Here is an 18,848-nt window from a genome sequence, read left to right on the forward strand (position 1 = left end):
ATCTCTTTTGTTCAATCGGTTAAAAATTTCGGATTTATGTTTGGTTCCCGTTCGTAATTTGCTTTTAATTCATTGTTTATTAATTAATTATTTGCGAAAAATATCGAAATCGTGTTTCTGTTTAAATTGGATTTTCAAGCCAATATGGTTTTCATTAAATGGGCCCCAACGTCTCGGCTATATGAGCCTGGGCGTGGTTTCAGACCAGCTGTGGATTTATCAGCTTGAACGCATGGTTTTGGGAAATACAAAACCCTCAATATGCTGTGGATGCCACGGCTGGCGTATACAACCGGAGCCTTATTTTGATATGCTTTGATATGCTTTGATTTGCTTAGTTATCAACAGGTTGTGAATATTTTTAGTTTGGTATAATAAGGTATTTTACTACTTTTGGAAGGCAAAAGTATGGCAAATTTTATGGTACATGTTTTGGCGAACTCGAACCATGAAAATCTGCCATACTGAAATCATGTATAACCAAAAATTGCTTTTCAGTTATGTCAACCAAAGTTACAACAGCTGTAGTACTTTTCAAAAAACGGCAAAAGAAAAATGGAACGTACCCCGCAAAGCTCCGTCTGACCTGTGACAGGCGGCAGAAATACTACACCATTGACACGAAAAATCGTGTTTACGAATTCACCGAGGATGATTTTAACAAGATAACGGGCCCAAAACCCAGAGGTGAGTTTAAAGAAATCCAACTAGAGTTTTCACTGATTGAAGAAAAAGCGCAGAAGATTATCAAATCCATGAGTGAATTCTCTTTTGACCAGTTTAAAATCCATTTCGGGATTTCAGGCAGTAATATGAGAAACGTTTTTCACTATTTAGATATTAAAACTGAGGCCTATAACAAAAATGGATATGGGGACCATAATGCCAAATCGATGAAAACTGCTTTGCAGAAATTCTTTAAACGAAGCACCAGTTTAGAGTTTAGGGAAGTTACTGTGGCAAAACTCAAAGAATTTGAAGTTTATATGCGAAATAAAGGGATTAAACCAACCACTTACAACCGATACTTGGATTCCCTGCGAAGCGTATTTTTAATGGCGCAAAAAGATAATATGATTCCCCCTTCTTTAAATCCTTTTGGAAGAGATAAATACCATTCTCCCCGGATTATCACCATTAAAAGAGCTTTAAAACTGGAAGAGATAGAAAAAATTTACAACTACCAACCTATTCCAATGTCCTCTGAAGATGAAGCCAAAGACCTTTGGTTATTTACTTATCTGGGAAATGGTATCAACATGACTGATATTTGCAATTTACGTTATCGGGATGTCGGCGAAAACTTCATAACATTCATCCGGAAAAAAACGGAACATTCAGCTTCTACCAGAAGACCCATCACCATTCCGATAACCGATGATATTAGGAAAATTATTGAGAAACGTGGAAACACCGATCGGAATCCTGACAATTTCGTTTTCCCCTACCTCTCCGATGATTTGACTTTTAAGCAAAAGAAGGGCAAGATTGAATGGCGGATTCAAAAAACCAATAAGAATATGCAAAGTATCGGGAAAAAGCTGGGGATTGAAAAGCATATTACCACCTATACCGCACGACACAGCTTTGCCACCATTTTAAAACGCTCCGGAGTATCCATTGAATTTATCAGTGAAAGTCTGGGACATCGAGACGTAGGCATAACAGAAACCTACTTGGACAGTTTTGAAAACGATCACAAACTGGAGATGGCCAAACACCTCACCGCATTCCAAAATGTAAAAATGTAAAAGATGGGCTTCCGACAACAAAAACGGAAGCCTTTCTTTTTCAGTATATTTCTTTGCACCCCGCCACAACAGCTTCTTCCAGAAATCTTCATTTGTCAAAAATACTGATAAGTCCACTATATAAGGGAGTTTTTATATAGTAGTTACTGCTATAATCGCAAGCTAAATTTTTTAACAATAAATTAAAATCATCAAGCTTATGATTAAACCAGAACCTAATGCGGTAAGATTTGAAAAAGACAGTCTTACAGTGTTTGAAAAGTTATTGCAAGGTCACAACAAAGCAAAAGAATCGTTGGCGTGGGAATCAAGTTTGGATAACCTGATCGAAAAAATGACGCAACTGCCCACGGCCCCCTTTCCGACTAAACTAATGGAATTGTTCGATTATCATTATCTGGTCTGTGGCGAAGACATTGCCACCATTATTGACAAAGCACTGGTAATCCGGGAACAGATGCGGCACAAACAGCGATACATCCGCATGAAAGAGAAATACTACTCGCTGCCATTCCTTCCCAAGAACACTTATTTGAAGCGGCTCAACGTTTTCAACCATGAAGGAGAGCTTTGTTACTATATTGAAGGAAGAATCTATCTCCGGCTTCAACGACTACTCATCTGTCTTTCACCTCGCAGAAGTAAGGTTCCTTTGCGGAACCTGTTCGCAGTCCGGCAAAAAACTGTCCGTCTTCAGGACTTGGAAATCTTTCATTACTCTCCTTTTCTGGATTTATCGACCACCAATCCCCGGAATTATTATGACTTCTTTTGCGATTATTACGGCAAAACACAATTGCGGAAATACTTCAATACTAAAGACCTGAAGCCCAAACAGTCCGAGGTCACTCTTCAACACATGCCAAAGACTTTGGACGAGATACCTCGTCTTTCCACTTCACAACAAGTCCTCTGGGCTTATTTCTTCTTCAGGCTTATTGGATTAAAACTAAGAATCAACGTTGAAGTAGCTGTCATTACCCGGTTTCTCTTAATTATTACCAAAAACAGCCTTGATAATTATAAGACAACCTACTTCTATAAACTTCTCGCCAGAGCTCCCTATATAAAGGAGGACAAAAGACTTATTACAGATTTGGAAATCGTCAAGTTGTTTTTTCAGGCTAACAAATTACCCACCGCAGACATCGAAAACGAGATACAAAACCTGATGAAAAAATAGAAATTCTAAGGCCAATTTACTTTTAGTGCGATTTATTTTGATTTGGAGTATCTGACGATTTTCCCCATTTCTCGGTTTTTGGCCTTTTGAGGCCCTTGTATGCATCAGATTTATAATCTGTTGTAATTTTTCTTTGAAATATCTGACAGTCCGACGGTCAATTTTTGTGAAATAGTGGCTTAACATTGTCCCTGAAATTGATTTACAAAAACATGTTGAAATATGGCAAAGACAAAAGGTGAAAAACCAGAAAAGGAAAAAGCAATCTATGCTGAAGAGACACTAGTTATCACAGGTGAGGAAACAGAAGACATCAATGCAGAAGAAACAAAAGACATCAACGCAGAAACTTTAATGAGGCTGGACGTGCTCAACCAACAACTGGCAGAACTTCTTCAGATGCAAAGAAAAGTAGCATTGGGATGTGAGTACATAAACGTTAGCGAGCTGGCAGAATTACTGGGTGAAAAAGTGAGTACCATTTATGCAAGAGTGCATTCCAGACAAATACCCTATTACAAACCGGGAGGAAAGAATTTGTTTTTCAAGCTGGATGAGATTCACGAATGGATACATACAACCCGTCATTCGACAATGGACGAATTGCGTGAAAGAATCTAATTGGTCTTAATTAACCCCACTAAATCCAATGGATAAAACACAAAAAAAACGAATTAAAAACAGGCGTAAGCAAGTAGTAAAGATTTCGCTTGTAAAACTATTTATGAAGAAAAGGAACACCAATCAAACACTACCGGAAGACCATTTCTGGCGGACATTAAACCTCACAAAATAGCATTTTGAATATGGCAACAATTTATATCTGTGGGATGGGTGCATCTGAGGATGAAAAGGAATGTTTCGTAGATACCCGGAAGCTTAAGAACCGGCTAAAATCTTTGAGATGCGCCGTTGTCAATCCTTCGGAAATGGCCTTCTCCCAAATGAGCTGGTCAGATACTTTAAACAGCCGGGTAGAGCTTCTTAAAAAGAGTCATGCCGTTTATGTGCTTCCCAACTGGAAGGACGATATCATGTCACGGATTGAGCTGACAGTGGCCATGGATTTAAAGCTGCATACCCTCTTTCATCCGGTCAGCCCCAAAGAACTGAAACAATTAGTAACCACCCTTGATGGATAGCAATGGTTCCGGTGGGGCTGTACAAGGGCAGCTCCACCTTTTAACTTTTAAAAAACAGAGTTATGAAAACCGTGGAATATATTTACAACAACCAGCGCATTGAATTTCTTCAGGGAGATCGCAACATCATGGTTAATGCCACCCAAATGGCAAAAGCGTTTAACAAACGAATTGACTTCTTTTTAAAATCCGATAACACAAAAGCATTTATCCGGGAACTTAAATTTCCTCCATTTGGAGGAAATTTATTGCCGCTGAATGATGATCAGATCATAAAGACAAAAGGAAGGTCAGGAACATTTATGCACCGGATTCTGGCATTGAAATTTGCCGCCTGGCTAAGCCCTAAATTCGAACTGTGGGTGTTCTTTACCATCGACAAAATCATCTATGCCCAATACAAAAACATCACAGAAGCTACCACTGAAAAACTGATGATTGAAAAAGAACGAGACTTGATGCGTGAAGAACTATTGAAAAAGCATCCCGAAGACTTCTATCGGTTCCTTGAACTGGAAGGCAAACTGACCAAGGCCGACCGGAAGCGACTGAAAGCCATCCGGGATTCAACAAAAGAGTTAAAGCTAAGTCTCTTCCCGGAAGATATAGCCAAATATAAAAAGACAGACTGGTAAGATATGGATGCAACCACAGTAATAGACCACATCAAAGGAGAAATACTCAGTATTGTCTCCAACTTCGTGGAGCTCAAAAAAGCCGGAGTTAACTATTCGGCCCGGTGCCCGTTTCACAACGAAAAGACTGCCTCCTTCACAGTTAACCCGGCCAAAGGCATTTACAAATGTTTTGGGTGTGGAAAAGGAGGCAATGCCATCAACTTTATCATGGAACATGAAGGCATTGATTTCAAACAGGCCGTTGAGCTTGGTGCAAAGAAACTGAAGATTGACTTTGAGTGGAAGAAAAGCACCGACTTTGACAAGGCCAAATACCAGCACCGGGAAAGCCTGCATATTGCCTGTAACATCGTTGAACGCTTCTTTGCCGAAAACCTCTCCCAACCGGAAGCACAGAAATACTTAAAGGCAAGGAACATCATTAACCCGGAAAACGGTAGCTTTGACATTGGTTTTGCCCCCAGCAGTAATGAGCTTCTGGCCTACGCACGACAAAATGGGGTAAAGACTGAAATTCTGGAAGAGATCGGGGTTATAAAAAGCAATGATAACGGCCTATATGACTTCTTCCGGAACCGTTTAATCTTTCCTATTTCCAACGTCACCGGTCAAACCATTGCGTTTGCCGGAAGAGACCTTTCCGATGCTCCCAAAGTCAAGTATCTGAACACCCCGGAAAGCCCTATCTATATCAAAGGCAATGAGCTTTACGGCCTGAATGCTGCCCGAATGACCATCAAAAATGATGACCGGGTTTACATCGTGGAAGGTTATACAGATACCTTGCGAATGCACGCCATTGGCATTACCAACACCGTGGCCACCTGCGGAACCGCCCTGACCAATAATCAGGCAATCCTTTTGAAGCGTTACACCAACAAAGCCACGCTTATTTTTGATGGAGACGCTGCCGGACAAAGAGCAACTTCACGCAATGCCGAAATCCTGATTAAAAACCAGTTTCATGTATCGGTGATTGTCATGCCGGAAAAACACGATCCGGACACGCTTTTTACTACCAAGGAAATCTTCCTTAAACACAACGACCAACAGATCGACTACATCATTTTTAGAACATCGCAATGCGCCGAAAAATCGGCATCTGATCCCGTGTTTAAGTCTGAAGCCATTAAGCGCATATCCAAGTTGATTGCCAACTACGATAAGACCAAACAGGAGGTTTACATTGAGTTTGCAGCTGAACAGATAAAACCGAAAAAAGCTTGGCAGGATGCCATTAAGGAACTGACCAAGGATGAACCACAAAACACACACCGGTATTCCATTCCCCAGCACGTTAGTTTGAATGACTTTAACCGATGGGGCTTTTACGTGGAGAATAACTGCTACGTATTTCGAAACAAGAAAGGTGATGACTTTGTGACTCATTCCAATTTTGTGATGGCTCCATTGTTTCATATCGAAAGTCCCATCAATGCCAAGCGGTTGTATGAAATAAAAAACCGGCACAATCTGGTTAAAATTATGGAACTGCCTCAGCGGGATTTGGTAAGCATTACCAACTTTAAACTGCAAATTGAATCGTTGGGCAACTTCCTTTGGACTGGCGGAGAAAGCGAACTCAACAAGCTCAAAGCATGGCTTTACGAGAAAACAAAGAGCTGCAAGGAACTAACGCAATTAGGCTGGCAACGGGAAGGCTTCTTTTGTTGGGGAAATGGCATCTTTGACGGGGAACAGTTTGTTAAAGCCGATAAATACGGCATTGTCCAGCACGACAACCGGTATTATTACATCCCGGCCTGTTCGGAGATTTATGCCACCGATGACACCCTCTTTGAGTTTGAACGTCACTTCATCCATAACGAAGGCAATGTCTCGCTTTACGAATACGCACAGAAATACACGGCAGTATTTGGTAATAACGGTATCATTACCCTGTCATTTTACTTTGCCAGCCTGTTTCTGGATGTCATCTCCAAACGCTTCGATAAATTTCCTATCCTGAACATGTATGGTCAGAAAGGTTCCGGAAAGAACACCTGCGCGGAAAGCATCCTTTATATGTTTGGACGGAAAGGAAAAGTTCCCAATTTGCATAACTCCAGTAAACCATCCATTGCCGACCATGTAGCCACCAGTGCCAATGCGGTCTGTGTTTTGGATGAGTACCGGAACGATTTGGAAATGGAGAAACGGGAACTCTTGAAAGGTTTCTGGGATAAGACCGGGCGTACCCGTATGAACATGGACAAGGATAAGAAAAAGGAGACCTCTAAGGTGAATCAGGGAATCATTGTCTGCGGCCAGCAGATTGCCACAGCAGACATAGCTCTGTTTAGCCGATTCATTGCCTTGGGTTTCTCCAAAACCATCTTCTCCTTTGAAGAAAAGAAGTATTTTGAAGAGCTGGAGCAAATCAACAAACAAGGTCTTACCCAGATTACCCATCAACTCCTGAAACACCGGGAGACTTTCAAAAAGACTTACAACAAAACAGTGAATTCCGTCAGTGACCAGTTCCGAAAACTACTCGGTAACAATGCCATTGAGACTCGTATTTTCAACAACTGGCTGACGGTGGCCGCTGCTTATGCTACCGTTGCTCAAATAGTGGAACTTCCCTTTAAATACGACAATATCATCCAGCTTTTTGTGGATATGATGGTTACCCAAAACAAGGAGACTGCCCGGAACGATGATTTGGGGGTCTTCTGGAAGATAGTTCAGTATCTGATTAGTTCCAATATGTTGTTTCCGGAAGGAGATTATAGAGTAGTGTATGCCGATAAAATCATGCACACATTTAAAGAGAATGGCGAGTGGAAACGAAATGAAATCATTTTTCCCGATCCTCAAAATGTACTCTATTTATCAGTTAGCCGGGTATTTGGATTGTATAAATCTCAAGCTTTACGTGAAGGAGACAGACCGCTGCCGGATGCCACCGTTGAATACTATCTGAAAAACAGTCCGGCTTTTATCTGTGATACCAAAAAGGTTTACTTTAAGAAATTTGATGCTAAAAGCGGAATGCCCGAATATGATGAAAATGGCAATAAGAAGTTTACCTATACCTCGGCCTTTGTGTTCTACTTGGACAAGCTGAATCTCAGTATCGCCGATGAACATTTAAGTGAGGAACAATGAGGCATGAAAAAAAAGAAAGGGTTTCTGACAAAAAAAGCAGAAACCCTTTCTTTTTGGATTCAAAATCAAGATTTACCATGCAAAAGAGGTTACTTTAGTTACTTTAATTACTTTAAAGAGAAATAATAATTGAATACTAATAACTTAGACGGTGTTCCCCAATTAGGCAAGGTTACTTTAGGTTACTTTAAGTTACTTTGAAAAAGGACAAAATGTGACTTGGTTACTTTAAAATGGGCTTGGTTACTTTAAAATATTTGTGGAGAATTACACCTTAAAGAATTGAAATGAAGCTTTGTAGGTTTTTTAAAGTAACTAAAGTAACCAATGTACCCGGAATATAGGTTTTATTTCTAAGTTTGTTTAATTATCAAAATGGACAAATAACCTACCGAATTGTTTTTTTAGCATAAAACTTGCTATGGACTGTTTACTTTAAATTAAGTTCTTTGTATTCTTACAAGATTAAAAGTGCCGAATTAAAATAAAAAATAATTATTGGGCTTCAAGAATATTAAAATTAGGGAGCTACCAATAAGACTAACTTTTAGTAATAACGGGAATGAAAGAAAACATTGACAAACAACTCCAAGCTCGGAATATAAAACCAACCACCATGCGTCAGTTGGTTTTGCAAGTTTTAACCGTCCAAAAAACGGCCATAAGTTTACCTGAATTGGAAAATAAATTTGAAAAGGCAGATAAAGCTACTTTATACCGTACGTTAAAGACTTTTGAAGAAAATAAGCTTATTCATAGCATTGATGACGGAACTGGTTCGGTAAAATATGCTTTATGTCGGGAAGCCTGTGAATGCCATCCTGAAGACCTTCATGTTCATTTTTCATGCACTGTTTGCGGGCAGACTTATTGTTTAACAGACATACCGGTACCAAAAATTCATTTACCGGCTCAATTTCAACTGGAAAGCGTGAATATGGTGGTAAAAGGGATATGTTCCAATTGTGACAAATAAACTTTGCAACCCGGTTGCAGGAACATTTTTTTATCTTTGTCGTTACTTAATTGGATAAATTTTTAAAGCAGGTGAATATTAAAGGACAACATATAGGAAACTTTCTTACCTTTTTGGCAGGGCTGATTATTTTGGCTCATGCTGTTGTACCGCACCATCACCATTCTGAGATAACGCATTCTCCGGAAGAGGAATCAATATGCGAAAGTCCTGTTCAGGAGAAGCAGACTTCAGAACAAAATGATTTCCATTGCCATGCATTTAACATCCTGGCATCGGATTACTCTATTACTGCATCATCAAATCAGACCAAATCAGATTATTTTAACTTTTTTACAGTTGGAATCTTTGCTCAAACTTATTTTTCGCCTGTAAAAACTTATACTTCAACTTTTTTTGGCAATCAGTCCATTTTTATAAAGCAACTTTTCTTTTCTGCTCATTCCCTTCGGGCGCCTCCTGTAATTGCTTAACTTTTGATTGAATTAGCAGCCCGACAACTGTCCGGGCTAAATGTTTACTTAATCTTTTTGAAATGAAAAAGAAGAAGTTAAGCAAGCAACAATTACGAGAAAAACAGAGAAACGAGGAAAAAAAGTTTAACCGAACCATGATTATTAGTTTCATTTTACTAAGTATCATGGCCGTTTTAATTCTTGTTTTTTTTACTTATAGATGCCAAACCAGATTTTTTTATCGTGAAACTGCCTGGTATGGCAAAGAAATACCTGGTGAATGGGTTTGTATGGATGGTGACATCTTAAAGTTGCATAAAACTTCAAAAAGCACTTATAAAAATAACGTTTATTATTTCTGTAGTGAGGAATGTTATAATTACATGGTTATGCACTTCACCAAAACAGCAATGGTGCGCGATGCCATTTCAGGAGATTTAATCAACAAGGCCGAAGCATTAATTGGGTTGAAAGAAAAAGGAAAACCTGAATTGGTTTATTTTAAAAATAGGCAAACGATGAATATGTATTATGAACAGAGAAAAAAATAGAGTTTTAACAAATAAAATCTGTATGTGATGATAAACAGAATCATATCTTTTTCTATAAAGAATAAATTTATTGTTGGACTACTCACCTTGGCTCTTATTGGAGTGGGTTTTTACTCTATGTCCACAGTAAATCTTGGTTCAGTACCTGATATTACGAACAACCAGGTGCAGGTAATAACTGTATCCGAGAACCTATCCACTGAGGATATAGAACAGTTTGTTACATATCCTGTGGAATTGGCAATGGCAAATTTGCCAGGGGTAACAGAAATAAGGTCTATATCAAGATTTGGTCTGTCGGTGGTAACCATTGTATTTGAGGACAAGATGGGAACTTACCTGCCAAGACAGCTTGTTTCCGAGAAGCTCAATGAGGTAAAAGAGCAAATTCCGGAAAAATTTGGTTCTCCATCAATGGGGCCAATTACCACGGGTTTGGGGGAGATTTATCAATATACCATCAAACCTTTGGACGGTTACGATACCACTTATACAGCAACCGAACTCCGCACCATTCAGGACTGGATTGTTAAGCGACAAATGGCTATGGTTGACGGTGTGATAGAGGTAAATGCTTTTGGTGGGAAAGTGAAACAATATGAAATAGCCATTAACCCTGAAAAGCTCAATGCTATAGATGTTTCTATTTCAGAGGTTTTTGAGGCATTGCAGCGCAATAATGTGAATACCGGGGGGGCCTATATCGAAAAAAACAATATGGCCAACTTTATCCGGGGTGAAGGGTTGGTGCGTTCGCTGGATGATATTCGGAGTATAGTCATCAGAAATGATAATGGTATCCCAATCTTGATTAAAGATGTTGCAGAAAAGGTTCATTTTGGAAATCAAGTAAGATACGGTGCTTTTACCCAGGACGGGCAGGAAGCAGTTGGAGGAATGGTACTCATGCTACGTGGTGAGAACCCGAATGCTGTAATAGAGAATGTTAAGGCAAGGATGGCAGAAGTCCAAAAATCATTACCTGAGGGGTTGGAAATAAAACCCTTCCTGGATAGAAGCGAACTTATTGCCAGAACTACAGATACCGTTAAGAAAAACCTTCTGGAAGGGGCATTAATTGTGATATTTGCACTTGTAATTTTGCTTGGTAGCCTAAGGGGTGGGATTATCACTGCAACTACGATTCCTCTCTCGCTTCTTTTTGCTTTTATTTTGATGAAACAGTTTAATGTCTGGGCTAACCTGATGAGTCTGGGAGCAATTGACTTTGGAATCATTATAGACGGCGCGGTAATTATTATTGAAGGAACGGTGTATGAAATACAAAAACGTGTAAAGGCTGGTAAACACGTTTTTAACCGAAAAACAATGGACGAGGTGGCCTATGATTCCGGAAGCACCATGATGGGGTCAGCCTTTTTCGGACAAATTATTATTCTTATTGTTTTCGCACCTATCCTTTTTCTAACCGGTGTGGAAGGAAAAATGTTTCAGCCAATGGCATATACCTTTGGTTTTGCAATGATTGGTGCCATTATTCTTTGTCTTACCTATGTGCCAATGATGTCGGCCCTGTTTATGAAGCCGATTCAAAACAAAAACAATTGGTTTGGAAAATTTGAACGAAAACTGGAAGCGTTCAGTGAAAAAATCGTTAGAGGTATTCAGAAAGTTTACCTGCCATTGCTGAAAGGTGCTCTCCGTTTTAAAGCAATTGTAATTGTTGTCGCAGTTGTGTTGCTGGGAGTTGCCGGATTTACCTTTTCCCGTATGGGGGGAGAATTTATTCCTCAACTAGATGAGGGAGATATTGCTATGCAGGCTTTGATTCGCCCTGGAAGCGGACTTGATGAAGCGATTGATGTTTCAATAACGATTGAGAATCTTTTACAGGATAATTTTCCTGAAGTAAAAACAGCCCTGGCGCGCATTGGGGTTGCTGATATCCCAACCGACCCCATGCCCATGGATATTGCAGATATTTTTATCGTCTTGGAGAAGGATATGGATAAATGGACAAGCGCAGAATCCACGGAGGAATTAATTGGCAAAATTAAGAAACTTTTGGAAGAACGATTGACCGGGGTAAACCTGGTTTTTAGCCAACCCGTAGAACTTCGTTTTAACGAATTACTTACAGGAGTCCGTGAAGATGTAGCAGTGAAATTGTTTGGCGAAGACCTTGATATTCTTGCCCAGAAATCGGAGCAGATGGCCGAAATCATTCAAACCATCCCGGGGGTGGGTGATGTTAGCCCCGAGCGCACTTCAGGTCTGCCTCAAATGACTGTCCGTTATAATCGCAAAAAAATTGCACAATACGGATTGGATATTCAAAAAGCAAATGAATATGTCAGTACTGCTTTTGCAGGAGGAGTGGCAGGAGCCATCTTCGAAGGCGAAAAGCGGTTTGACATGGTTGTCCGTTTTGATGAATCTCACCGGAAAAGTATTGACGACTTGCGTCAACTTTTTATTGATTTACCCGATGGTACACAGGTGCCGATTAAAGAAATAGCGGATATCGACTATGTTCCTGGTCCAATGCAGATTTCACGGGAGAATACTTACCGCAGAACGTATGTTGGAATTAACACCAGGGGACGCGATGTTGAATCGGTTGTTACTGATATTCAGGAAAAGCTGGATGCAGAACTTGATCTTCCACCTGGTTATCATATTTCTTATGGAGGAGAATTTGAAAATTTGCAACGTGCCAAAAACCGTTTATCGGTTGTGGTGCCAATCGCACTCTTTCTCATTTTTGTACTTCTCTATTTCGCACTTAAATCTCTTACCCAATCCATTATGATTTACATTGCTATTCCTCTGGCGGCTATTGGTGGCGTGTTTGCCCTGTGGATAAGGGATATGCCTTTTAGTATTTCTGCAGGTGTTGGATTTATTGTACTTTTTGGAGTTGCAGTACTTAATGGTCTGGTTTTGGTTAATAGGTTTAACTCGCTTAAAATGGAAGGAGTCTCGGACATCAGAGAGCGAATATTAATTGGCACAAAGGAAAGAATACGTCCTATTATGCTTACGGCTTCTACTGATATCCTTGGATTCTTACCAATGGCGTTCTCAACATCGGCTGGAGCTGAAGTACAACGTCCATTAGCGACTGTGGTTATTGGAGGTATGTTAACGGCTACATTATTAACGCTTATTGTACTGCCAATACTTTATACTTTCGTAGAATCAAGAGGCAAAATAAAGTTAAAACCAATGGCATCAGCTAAAATGCTACCTGTGTTATTAATCGTCGGATTAATAGGTTTGTCATCAAATATACAAGCTCAGGAAAATTCAAAGTCTATTAACTCAGAAGTGAGGAACTTACCTTCCATTTCCCTAGGGGAAGCAAGTGAACTTGCGGTTGAAAGTTATCCGAAAATACAATCGGCACTTCTGGAAATTGAAAACCAAAAAGTTTTGAAAAAAACTGCCTGGGATTTGGGGAGTACGGAGATCTACACTGGGAAAGAGGAAGTTGGAAATGGTTCCGATGGAATTTATACCCAAATTGGTATAAAGCAAGGAGGAGTTGATGTATTCGGAATTTCACCCAAATTAAAGCTCCAGAAGGCATATATTACACTTGCAGAATCAGCCCTTAATCTCACCAAAATTGAAGTAGAGCGGGAAGTCAAGCGTGCCTGGGGAAATGTGTATGCCACCTGGAATAGTTACCAGGTGTTCAATAAACTTGATTCCATTTTTGCAGATATAAAAAGGGCAGCAGAACTTAGACTGGAAACCCAGGCAAGTTCAAGGTTGGAGTACCTTGCCACAAAGAACGAAGCTAATCAGGTAAAGATACAAAAAGAACAAGCATGGAGAGAATATCTTGCAGCTTTGCAAAAACTTAACGCCTGGTTTATTAGTGATACGCTATACACTGTTTCAAAAGTGCCTGTAAGCGATTTGGAAATTTCTGATGAATTAATTTCAAATTCAGCAGGCAATCATCCAATTATTGATCTTGCCCGGAAGCGAGTAAAAGTTTCAGACGCACTTATTCGAGAGAGAAAGTCACAGTTTTTACCAAAATTCAGCGGGGCATACAGTAGGCAGAAAGTTGGTGGAGAAAGTGGATTTTATTCTTACGAAGTAGGAATCCAGATTCCATTGATTTTTGGACCGGAATTAGGAAAAGTACAATCTGCCAGAATAGAGCATCAAATTGCTGAGCAAAACTTAAGGCAGAAGCAACTTGAATTTAATTCTTCACTTAGCAGTACGCGGGAAAAATATCTCAAGTGGCTTAATTCCTGGAATTATTACAGTGATGAAGCGCTCCCCCTAGCTAGGGAACAGCGCCAGGGAGCTATTACGGCATATACTGAGGGTGCCATAAATTACGTTACTTTTCTGCAAAACATCAGAGATGCTGTGCAAATTGAGGTAAATTCATGGGACGCTTTTGGAAAATACCTGGAAAACCGCTTTCAGCTGGAATATTATTTGGAAACATCAAATTGAGAAATAAACAGAAATCAGTAACTCAAAAAATATAAAGAGATGAAAAAGTACATCATACAAATTTTTACAATTGTTTTTGTCACAATTGGAATGATTGGTTGTGGCAATAATAAAGAGGCAAATTCGGGTGGACATGAAGGTGAATCTCAGAAAGTACATGAAGGACACGAAGAAGAAGGACATGAAGAAGAAGGAGGAGCGATGAGGGAAGTTCATCTTTCGGATTTAAAGTTTAACAGTCTGGGAATGAAGGTTGACACTTTGCCGGTTCGAGCTCTTTCAGGTGTTGTTGAAGCAAATGGGCAGTTGGAAGTTCCCCCTCAACATGAAGCAACAATTACAGCTATATTGGGCGCTAATGTTACTTCTATTAAAGTTATTGAAGGTGATAAAGTAAAAAAGGGACAAATTCTGGCTTATCTGGCCCACCCTAATATGGTAAAATTGCAGACGGATTACTTGAAAGCTTATAACCAGCTGCAGTTCCTTGAAAAGGAGTTTGAGCGGCAGAAACGTCTCTTTGAAGAAGAAGTTGGTTCAGGAAAAGATTTTCAACAGGTTCAGGCTGATTATCAATCCATGAAAGGGGAAGTGAAGGGTTACGAGGCACAATTAAAGCTTCTCGGTATCAAAGTGGAAAATATTCGTGAAGGAGACATTTATGAAAACATTCCGGTGGTAAGTCCGATTGATGGTTATATCGAAAAAGTTCTCATACAGATTGGTCAGTATGTTGATCCGCAAAAAGAAATGTTTATGGTCGTGAATAACGAGCACATCCATGCGGACCTCATGGTTTTCGAGAAAGATGTGTATAAGGTAAAGGAAGGGCAAAAAGTGTACTTCACTGTACAATCCGCACCTGGCAAAACACTTTCTGCTGAAATATTCGCGGTAGGAAGGCAGTTTGAACAAAATCCCAAGGCAGTGCATGTTCATGCCGAAATTGAGAAAAAAGAAGGTTATTTGATTACTGGCATGTACATCAATGGTAAGATTCACACCGGAAGTAATCTCGTGCCTGCTTTGCCCGAAGAGGCTTTTGTTGAAGAGGAGGGCAAGTCTTACATTTTTATCGCAGAAAAACATGAAGAAGAAGGTGAGACCGAATGGGCATTTCAGCCTGTGGAGATAATAACCGGAAATGAAGATGAAGGATGGGTAGAAGTGAAACTGCTTGAGCCATTGCCAGAGAATGCGATGATTGCTTTAAATAATGCTTATTACCTTATTTCAGAAATGAAGAAGAGCCAGACCTCGCACAGCCATTAGGATTAATAGTATTGTTTAAATGCAAAAGAATAAACATCCATGATAATATCTTTTAATCACACAAGCATGATTATCTTTCATGGATGTTTTATTCCATTTTATGAAAATAGATTATGAACCGATGAAATAGGCATGATAAAGATTATCACCAAAGGATATTTATTAAGCAAGCGAGTTCCATCGGGTCAATAACTTGAAAAATTTATACTGATGAAAGAAATAAAAGCATTTGTAAAGCCATTCAAAGTAAATGATATATGTCATCATTTAATCGAAGAAGGATTCCCCAATCTATCAGTTTCATCAGCAGAAGGAACGGGCAATCTGGAGAATTCTGACCCTTCTGTTTCAGCACAATTTTCGATAACCGATAGTCCGGTGGCTAAGATTGAAATTGTGTGTCATGAAAAAGATGTTGATAAAATTGTTTCCATCATATCGGTGAAGGGACGAACAGGAAATCCAGGAGACGGGATAATTTATGTTTCAGATGTAGAAAAAACCTACCGGGTAAAGACAGGATTAGAAAACGGTGGTTAAAATCGTAACGATGACATCTCTGATAGAAATGAATCGGATGGCACGGGAGAAGGGTGGATTTTGTTTATAAAAGTAATACTATAATGATAAGAAAAAATTGCTCTGTGGATACAGTGATGTTTACCAGTGGTTTTCCACCTCGTTTAGTAGTAAAGTAAAACAAAGGTGGTGCCCGCATTGCGCGGGCAACCAACCTTTGAAAAGGGATGCCATGCAAAACTTGCAGCGCAAAACGGAGGTAAACACCTCTCAAAAAAGATGAACTGCAAAACAAAAATGTTTTGGCAATGTAAGTATGCGCAAAGGTACCGATCAACCCCTGACAATATGAAACAAAGCAGGTGGTACCTTAAATGTCTCGCTGCCGGGGTTTGACGATTTGCACGTCTTAAAATAAGTTTACGTGGTTTAAATGAATTAAACATAACTGATATGAAAAAATATTTTAAAAGTTTGTTTTTGTGGCAACTCATTGCAGGGGCATTCTTCATGTTTATTTTGGCTCCTCTCTTAATTGCCACGTTCCAATATGAGTTGTCCGGCCATGAATCTTCGTTCTCGGAAATTCTATCACATATTTACAGTGTTTATTTTCCGCCCACGGATATTGGAATTTTTTTTACTGATATCTCCATACTCATTGTCGGAATTGTTTTTGCCACTCTTTTTTATCGTTATTCGAAAAGAAAAAGGGATAAAATGCCCGGTACTTCAGAAATTGTAAAGCTTATAGAAAAAGGCGAAAATGAAAAAGTAGAATTCAAAGCATCGCTCAGGCACGATTATCGGCAGATTAAAACAGATAAAAATCTGGAACATGTAATTTTAAAATCAATAGCCGGATTTATGAATGGAAAGGGAGGTACCCTGCTAATTGGTGTTGATGATTATGGTGAGGTTTTAGGACTTGAAAATGATTACTGGTCACTTAAAAAGAAAAACAAGGATGGTTTTGAACAAAGGCTAATGCTTATCATTTCAAATGCCTTTGGCAAAGATGCCTGCAGCAAAGTTCATGTATCATTTCATACTATCAATGAAAAGGAGATTTGTTCTTTGTTTATTGAGCGGTCAAAACAACCTGTTTATTTTGAGGATACTAATAAAACAATTTTCTTTCTACGAACAGGAAATGTAACCTATCCACTAAATACTAAAGAAACAGTGGAATATTTGCATAGCCAAAGAAGCTGAATGTTATTTATTTCTTCATTTTTTAAGAATTTGAGACATGAAAAAATTAAAGTTAGAAATACCTCTCATTCTGCCCCAGGTACCTGATGAAAAAGACCAATGTGTAAATAAGCTTATTTCACTTCTTCAGGAACAAAAAGGACTAGAAGAAGTCCATGTTTCAGAAGCTTCTGATATGGGTGTACCTCAACTTTGTTTCCACTATAACCCAGAGCTGATTTCCATCGACCGGGTACTTAAAATTGCCCGGCAAACCGGGGCTTCCATTACCGAAAAAACCGGGCATAAGCTCATCGGGGCGGAAGGCATCCGCCACCCGCGCCATGCACGATTTATCGAGCGTAAACTTCGCAGTTTACAGGGAATTATTGAAGCTTCAGTTTCTGCCTCGGGAATGGTACGGGTTGAGCTCGATACAAGTCAGATTGATGAAGCAACAATAGTTGAAGCTTTACGTAAAGAAGGCCTTGATATAACCGATACTGCCTTAAAGGCCGGGAAATATCTTCGCGGCATCAAAGAAACGGAGAAAGCCCCGAAAGACAAGCAGCCTGAAAAAAAGCCTGAACACGAAGAGAAAGAAGGGGAAGAACATGAGCATGAGCATGAGCATGGCGGACTGTTTGGGAAAAACACAGAGCTGATTTTCTCTATTGCTTGTGGCATACTGTTGGCCACCGGTTTCGGCCTTTCCTTTGTGGATGTAGTCCCCTCGTGGGTTAGCCTGGCCTTGTACATCGGAGCGTATTTTTTTGGTGGTTTTTATACAGCCAAAGAAGCCATACAGACCGTTGCAAAAGGTGGGTTCGAAATTGATTTTCTCATGTTGGTGGCAGCCATAGGGGCAGCTATACTGGGTGAATGGGCCGAAGGGGCCTTATTATTGTTCCTCTTTAGCATGGGGCATGCCCTGGAGCATTATGCCATGAACAAAGCCCGTAAATCCATTGCGGCCCTGTCCGACCTGGCGCCCAAAACAGCCTTGAGGAATAAAAACGGGAAAACAGAAGACGTGGGAATTGAATCTCTTGAAATTGGCGATGTCATCGTGGTGAGACCCAATAGTAAAATTTCGGCCGATGGTGTCGTGGTTAGTGGTGAAAGCAGCGTGAACCAGGCCCCCATTACCGGCGAAAGTGTACCGGTAGATAAAATACCTGTGGATGACCAGGAGAAGGACTACTCTAATGAAAAAGATATAAGTGATAAAAACAGGGTTTTCTCAGGTACAATCAATGGTAACAATACGCTGGAAGTTAAAGTTATAAAGGAAGCCAGCGATTCTACCCTCTCCCGGCTGGTAAAACTGGTAAATGAAGCCCAAACGCAGAAATCGCCAACACAACGGTTTACCGATAAATTCGAGAAATATTTTGTACCTGCCGTATTGGGGTTGGTCGTGTTGTTGCTCGGGGCTTTTTTGGTTATCGACGAGAGTTTTAGCGACAGCTTTTACAGGGCTATGTCCGTTCTCGTAGCCGCCAGCCCTTGTGCGTTGGCCATATCAACACCGAGTGCCGTATTGAGCGGAGTGGCACGTGCAGCCAAAAGCGGGGTGCTTATCAAAGGCGGGCGTCCTTTGGAAGACC

At 40.0% G+C, this 18,848-nt stretch carries 14 protein-coding genes; all 14 read left to right on the forward strand.

Translation table 11 applies throughout. The features are described from left to right. Nucleotides 1-500: 500 nt before the first annotated feature. Nucleotides 501-1,751, forward strand: a complete 1,251-nt coding sequence (locus tag QZZ43_RS15995) for a site-specific integrase (protein WP_291861474.1) — start codon at nt 501-503, stop codon at nt 1,749-1,751. Nucleotides 1,752-1,950: 199 nt separating this feature from the next. After that, on the forward strand, nt 1,951-2,934 hold the full coding sequence (locus QZZ43_RS16000) for a hypothetical protein (protein WP_291861476.1): 984 nt from the start codon (nt 1,951-1,953) through the stop codon (nt 2,932-2,934). A 222-nt stretch (nt 2,935-3,156) separates the two neighbouring features. Further along, on the forward strand, nt 3,157-3,555 hold the full coding sequence (locus QZZ43_RS16005) for a helix-turn-helix domain-containing protein (RefSeq protein WP_291861478.1): 399 nt from the start codon (nt 3,157-3,159) through the stop codon (nt 3,553-3,555). A gap of 185 nt (nt 3,556-3,740) precedes the next feature. After that, nucleotides 3,741-4,076 carry a DUF4406 domain-containing protein gene (locus QZZ43_RS16010; RefSeq protein WP_291861479.1) on the forward strand — a complete coding sequence of 112 codons (336 nt, stop codon included), beginning with the start codon at nt 3,741-3,743 and terminating at the stop codon, nt 4,074-4,076. Nucleotides 4,077-4,138: 62 nt separating this feature from the next. Continuing rightward, complete coding sequence (locus QZZ43_RS16015; RefSeq protein WP_291861481.1) at nt 4,139-4,711, forward strand: KilA-N domain-containing protein; 573 nt, start codon at nt 4,139-4,141, stop codon at nt 4,709-4,711. 3 nt (nt 4,712-4,714) lie between these two features. Beyond that, nucleotides 4,715-7,825, forward strand: coding sequence for a DNA primase (dnaG, locus tag QZZ43_RS16020; protein WP_291861482.1), 3,111 nt, complete (start codon nt 4,715-4,717; stop codon nt 7,823-7,825). A 562-nt stretch (nt 7,826-8,387) separates the two neighbouring features. Further along, on the forward strand, nt 8,388-8,801 hold the full coding sequence (locus tag QZZ43_RS16025) for a Fur family transcriptional regulator (RefSeq protein ID WP_291861484.1): 414 nt from the start codon (nt 8,388-8,390) through the stop codon (nt 8,799-8,801). A gap of 71 nt (nt 8,802-8,872) precedes the next feature. Next, the gene (locus QZZ43_RS16030) at nt 8,873-9,274 is read left to right on the forward strand and encodes a DUF6769 family protein (protein WP_291861486.1); all 402 of its coding nucleotides are present in this window, start codon (nt 8,873-8,875) and stop codon (nt 9,272-9,274) included. A 62-nt stretch (nt 9,275-9,336) separates the two neighbouring features. Next, nucleotides 9,337-9,807: a hypothetical protein gene (locus tag QZZ43_RS16035; protein WP_291861487.1), complete on the forward strand. Its 471-nt coding sequence runs from the start codon at nt 9,337-9,339 to the stop codon at nt 9,805-9,807. A 27-nt stretch (nt 9,808-9,834) separates the two neighbouring features. Next, nucleotides 9,835-14,253 (forward strand): CusA/CzcA family heavy metal efflux RND transporter, encoded by a 4,419-nt coding sequence (locus QZZ43_RS16040; RefSeq protein ID WP_291861489.1) that lies wholly within the window; start codon nt 9,835-9,837, stop codon nt 14,251-14,253. Between the two features lie 39 nt (nt 14,254-14,292). Further along, nucleotides 14,293-15,525 (forward strand): efflux RND transporter periplasmic adaptor subunit, encoded by a 1,233-nt coding sequence (locus tag QZZ43_RS16045; RefSeq protein ID WP_291861491.1) that lies wholly within the window; start codon nt 14,293-14,295, stop codon nt 15,523-15,525. 210 nt (nt 15,526-15,735) lie between these two features. Beyond that, on the forward strand, nt 15,736-16,065 hold the full coding sequence (locus QZZ43_RS16050; protein ID WP_291861493.1) for a P-II family nitrogen regulator: 330 nt from the start codon (nt 15,736-15,738) through the stop codon (nt 16,063-16,065). Nucleotides 16,066-16,497: 432 nt separating this feature from the next. Continuing rightward, a complete protein-coding gene (locus tag QZZ43_RS16055; protein ID WP_291861495.1) occupies nt 16,498-17,259 on the forward strand; it encodes a helix-turn-helix domain-containing protein in 762 nt (253 codons plus the stop codon). Between the two features lie 37 nt (nt 17,260-17,296). Next, the coding region (locus tag QZZ43_RS16060) for an HAD-IC family P-type ATPase (protein ID WP_291861496.1) at nt 17,297-18,848 on the forward strand (1,552 nt) is incomplete at its 3' end.

The organism is Marinilabilia sp. (assembly GCF_016278715.1).
Lineage (GTDB): Bacteria > Bacteroidota > Bacteroidia > Bacteroidales > Marinilabiliaceae > Marinilabilia.

What these genes read in the sequence shown, in the direction of transcription:
- QZZ43_RS15995 (WP_291861474.1), top strand. Translation starts at nt 501, where the DNA reads ATGTCAACCAAAGTTACAACAGCTGTAGTACTTTTCAAAAAACGGCAA.
- QZZ43_RS16000 (WP_291861476.1), top strand. Translation starts at nt 1,951, where the DNA reads ATGATTAAACCAGAACCTAATGCGGTAAGATTTGAAAAAGACAGTCTT.
- QZZ43_RS16005 (WP_291861478.1), top strand. Translation starts at nt 3,157, where the DNA reads ATGGCAAAGACAAAAGGTGAAAAACCAGAAAAGGAAAAAGCAATCTAT.
- QZZ43_RS16010 (WP_291861479.1), top strand. Translation starts at nt 3,741, where the DNA reads ATGGCAACAATTTATATCTGTGGGATGGGTGCATCTGAGGATGAAAAG.
- QZZ43_RS16015 (WP_291861481.1), top strand. Translation starts at nt 4,139, where the DNA reads ATGAAAACCGTGGAATATATTTACAACAACCAGCGCATTGAATTTCTT.
- dnaG (WP_291861482.1), top strand. Translation starts at nt 4,715, where the DNA reads ATGGATGCAACCACAGTAATAGACCACATCAAAGGAGAAATACTCAGT.
- QZZ43_RS16025 (WP_291861484.1), top strand. Translation starts at nt 8,388, where the DNA reads ATGAAAGAAAACATTGACAAACAACTCCAAGCTCGGAATATAAAACCA.
- QZZ43_RS16035 (WP_291861487.1), top strand. Translation starts at nt 9,337, where the DNA reads ATGAAAAAGAAGAAGTTAAGCAAGCAACAATTACGAGAAAAACAGAGA.
- QZZ43_RS16040 (WP_291861489.1), top strand. Translation starts at nt 9,835, where the DNA reads ATGATAAACAGAATCATATCTTTTTCTATAAAGAATAAATTTATTGTT.
- QZZ43_RS16045 (WP_291861491.1), top strand. Translation starts at nt 14,293, where the DNA reads ATGAAAAAGTACATCATACAAATTTTTACAATTGTTTTTGTCACAATT.
- QZZ43_RS16050 (WP_291861493.1), top strand. Translation starts at nt 15,736, where the DNA reads ATGAAAGAAATAAAAGCATTTGTAAAGCCATTCAAAGTAAATGATATA.
- QZZ43_RS16055 (WP_291861495.1), top strand. Translation starts at nt 16,498, where the DNA reads ATGAAAAAATATTTTAAAAGTTTGTTTTTGTGGCAACTCATTGCAGGG.